The following is a 3,868-nucleotide window of genomic DNA, read 5'->3' as shown; positions in this document are numbered from 1 at the left end:
AGCGTGCAGCCCGAGCGCGGTGATGGCGGCGGCGTCGGGATGGTTGAAGATGCCGAACACGCCGCACTTCTCGCGCAGCATGTCGCCATCGAGATCGTCGTCGCGGAAGTTGTGATGATGGTCTGGTTCGAGGTCTGGTTTAGCTGCGTCGTGGGAAGGGCTTTGCATCGGGTTCATCGCCTCTCTTGTCGCAAGAAAACTAAACGCAGATTAAGAGCAAACTACGAACGACTACTTCGCCGCCGGCTTGCCATCGATCAGCTTCTTGAGGCTGTCGCGGGCAGGCTTGGAATAGCCATCGGTCGCCCCCGGCGCCGTTGTCGGCTCGGGGTCGGTGGCATCCTCATCGGGCTTGTTCTTCTTGAATCTCTTCAAGATGGTGTTCTCGGGGTCATCCGGCAAGAGCGCCATCAGCCAATCGCCGGTTCCCTGCAAAACAACCCGTGATTTGGCCCCCGTGACCCAGTCCGGACGCTGCTTGTCCGGCACCAGCCAGGAGAAGAACAGGAACGCCACCACCACGATCAGGAGCCCGCGGGCGAGGCCGAACAGGAAGCCCAGCGTGCGATCCAGCGCGCCGATGCGCGAATCCAGGATCATGTCGGAGATTCGCACCGTGATGATGGAGACGATGATCAGCGTGCCGATAAAGACGCCGGCAATCACGGCCACGGTGGCGACGGTATCGTTGGCGATATAGGCCTTGGCGGAAGGCAGCAGCTTCTGGAACGCGAACAGCGTCACCAGCGCGGCGGCGCCCCAGGCCGCGATCGACAGGATCTCGCGCATGAAGCCGCGGACCATCGCGAGCAGGCCGGAGATCAGCATCACCCCGAGCAGGACAAGATCGAGAATCGTTATCGGCATCGGCTGGTCAGGTCCGCTCGTAAATCTCAAAACCCGAATCGGCGCAGCTGCCGGTTCGGGTGACGGTGATATGGCACGTCTGGCACAGCCAGAAAACCGCTAACGCGCCCATCCTCACATCATTGTTCCGATGCCTTAATGGAGCGTGTCGCACACAGGGTGGTTTCGAGGTACGCGGGATGTATAGCGGCGGCGGCGTGAAACGTCACGCCGCTTCAGCCCTCGCCGCGCTTGAAGCGGGCCGGGGCGGTGTTTTTGTCGCCGGCTGTGCTTTTGCTGTTGTCCCGGCCAGCGTTTTCCCGGGTCGGCTTGACGCCCCGTGCGGCGATATCCGCCACCAAAGTGGTCAGGCCGCCGACGCTGCCCAATGTCAGCCCGGCATCGCCGCCGGCGTCGCCGCGCGCCGATTCCGGCAGCACCGCGCGAGCAAAACCGAGCTTGGCGGCCTCTTTCAGCCGTGCCGAGGTCTGCGCCACCGGGCGCACCGCGCCGGACAGCGAGATTTCACCGAAATACACCGCATCGGTGGGCAGCGGCGCATTGCACAGCGAGGAAACCAGCGCCGCAGCCGCCGCCAGATCGGCGGCGGGCTCGTTGATGCGCAGGCCCCCGGCGACATTGAAATAGACGTCGTAGCCCGACAGTTTCACGCCGCAATGCGCCTCCAGCACCGCCAGCACCATCGACAGCCGGTTGGAATCCCAGCCGACCACGGCGCGGCGCGGCGTGCCCAAGGTGGTCGGCGCCACCAGCGCCTGCAGTTCCACCAGCACCGGGCGGGTGCCCTCCATGCCGGCGAACACCGCGGTGCCCGGGCTGCCGAGATCGCGATCAGACAGGAACAGTTCGGAGGGGTTGGAGACCTCGCGCAGGCCCAGCCCGGTCATCTCGAACACGCCGATCTCGTCGGTCGGGCCGAAGCGGTTCTTCACCGCGCGCAGAATCCGGAACTGCTGCGAGCCTTCGCCCTCGAACGACATCACGGCATCGACCATGTGCTCGACCACGCGGGGGCCGGCGATCTGGCCGTCCTTGGTGACGTGGCCGACCAGGATGATGGTGGCGCCGGATTTCTTGGCAAAGCGAATCAGCGCCTGCGCGGAGGCGCGGACCTGGGTCACGGTGCCGGGCGCGGATTCCACGGTATCGGTCCACATGGTCTGGATCGAATCGATCACGATCAGCCGCGGCACCGCGCCTTCCGACAGGGTGGCGACGATGTCCTCCACCGAGGTCTCCGACGCCAGCTGCACCGAGGCGTCCGACAGGCCGAGCCGCTCGGCGCGCAACCGCACCTGGGCCACGGCTTCTTCGCCGGAGATGTAGACCACGCGGTGGCCGGCGCGCGCCATCAGCGAGGTCGCCTGGGTCAGCAGCGTCGATTTGCCGATGCCGGGATCGCCGCCGATCAACAGCACCGAGCCGCGTACGAACCCGCCGCCGGTGACGCGGTCGAGCTCGGCCATGCCCGACGGAATCCGCGGCGCGTCCGCGCTCTTGCCGGTCAGGCTTTCCAGGTTGAACAGCCGGCCCTTGCGCTTGGAGCGCGCGCTGACCGGAATCGTGGTGGCGCCGGTCGTGTCCTCCTCGGCCAGCGTGTTCCACTCGCCGCAAGACTCGCACTTGCCCTGCCAGCGATTATACGCCGCGCCGCAGTTCTGGCAGACGAAGGAGAGGGAGGATTTGGCCATGGGGGAATCGCTGTCTGTAGGTAAGGACGTTGAATAGCACAGTTGTGCGCGACGCGATCATTCGGCCGCTACAAGCGGAAGATTGCCGGCAATTGTCACGCCCGCCGCCATCCGTTCTTAAGCACGTTCATCAAGGTAAATAGCAGGATCGCGTTGACGGATGAGGGGGCTTATCTAGTGTCGCGGACCAGCGATACCAACCCATTTCCAACAAGCTCCTGCCACGGGATCCGATCATGAAGAAATTGATTGCTTTTGCAACGTTCGCCGCCGTCGCCGCGATGGCCATGCCCGATGTGGCCTCGGCCGGCTGCTATAACTGCTACGCGCCGCCGCCGTGCCAGACCTGCTATCAGCAGCAGGTCGTTCCGCCGCAGTACCGCACCGTCGAAGAGACGGTAATGGTGGCTCCCGGGCGCACCGTGGCACGCCGCACCCCGGCTCAGTATGAGACCGTGATGGTGCCCAAGACCGTCATGGTCGCGCCGTCGCGCGTCGAGTACGAGCAGATTCCGCCGCAATATGCGACGCAGCAGCGGGTCCAGATGGTCGCTCCGGCGCGGACCTATTACGCGCCCGTGCAGCCGCGCTGCGGGTCCTGCGGTTACTGATCCAGCCGTCCATCACATCGACGAGAATGGGTCGGCCGCATCGTTGCGGCCGATTGTCGTTTGATACGCTCGCGCGGCGTCAGGAAGTGGTTGCGAAGGCGTTCCACAGCATACTCACCCCTGCAAGAAGCATGATCCCGTCCATCACCAGCCGAAAAACGTTGGCGTCGAGTTTCAGCACGTAGCGCTTGGCAATGAAGGCGCCGGCCATCAGCGACGAGCCGGCGATCACGCCTTTCAGCAACACGTCTGATGTCAACGCGCCGAACTGTTGGAAGGTGACGGACTTGCTGAGATAGAGCCCGAGCGAACTCGCCGCTTCGGTGGCGAGAAAGGCCCCCTTGGTCAGGCCGTAGAACAAAAACAGCGGCACGCTGAGCGGGCCCGACGAGACCACGATGCCGGTGATGTAACCGATGATGGCGCCGCCGATGGCGAGATGCCAGAGATTGATCGTGAACCGGCGCCGCGCCAGCCAGTGTCGCAGCGGCACCATCGAGATGAAGAACACGCCCATGGTGATATCCACCGCGTGGGAGGGCAGGGTCAGCAGCGTGCGGGCGCCGAGTGCCGCGGCGGGAATGCCGGTGACCGAATAGGCCGCGGTGGCGCGCCAGTCGACTTCGCGCCACCACGCCAGAATGCGCGACAGGTTGGCCATGATGGCGGCCACCGCCATGATCGGCACGGCTTCCTTCG

At 64.7% G+C, this 3,868-nt stretch carries 4 protein-coding genes and 1 pseudogene; 1 reads left to right on the top strand and 4 read right to left on the bottom strand.

Translation table 11 applies throughout. The features are described 5' to 3' along the window. The 3 genes and pseudogenes from JWR89_RS04835 to radA form a co-directional block, all read right to left on the bottom strand. Positions 1 to 177, bottom strand: a pseudogene (locus JWR89_RS04835) (amidophosphoribosyltransferase); the annotation flags it as partial. Between the two features lie 54 nt (positions 178 to 231). After that, entirely contained in the window at positions 232 to 867 is a 636-nt protein-coding gene (locus JWR89_RS04830) for a CvpA family protein (RefSeq protein ID WP_299712413.1), read from the bottom strand. A 215-nt stretch (positions 868 to 1,082) separates the two neighbouring features. After that, positions 1,083 to 2,558 carry a DNA repair protein RadA gene (gene radA / locus JWR89_RS04825; RefSeq protein WP_299712410.1) on the bottom strand — a complete coding sequence of 492 codons (1,476 nt, stop codon included), beginning with the start codon at positions 2,556 to 2,558 and terminating at the stop codon, positions 1,083 to 1,085. Positions 2,559 to 2,845: 287 nt separating this feature from the next. Here radA and JWR89_RS04820 point away from each other — a divergent pair, with 287 nt between their 5' ends. Next, positions 2,846 to 3,169, top strand: coding sequence for a hypothetical protein (locus tag JWR89_RS04820; RefSeq protein WP_299712415.1), 324 nt, complete (start codon positions 2,846 to 2,848; stop codon positions 3,167 to 3,169). Between the two features lie 79 nt (positions 3,170 to 3,248). On the opposite strand, the gene JWR89_RS04815 is transcribed toward JWR89_RS04820, so the two are convergent. Continuing rightward, the coding region (locus JWR89_RS04815; protein ID WP_299712407.1) for a sulfite exporter TauE/SafE family protein at positions 3,249 to 3,868 on the bottom strand (620 nt) is incomplete at its 5' end.

Origin of the sequence: Tardiphaga sp., assembly GCF_028290785.1 — a bacterium.
Taxonomy (GTDB): domain Bacteria; phylum Pseudomonadota; class Alphaproteobacteria; order Rhizobiales; family Xanthobacteraceae; genus Tardiphaga.
This window is presented reverse-complemented; position numbering and strand designations above follow the sequence as displayed.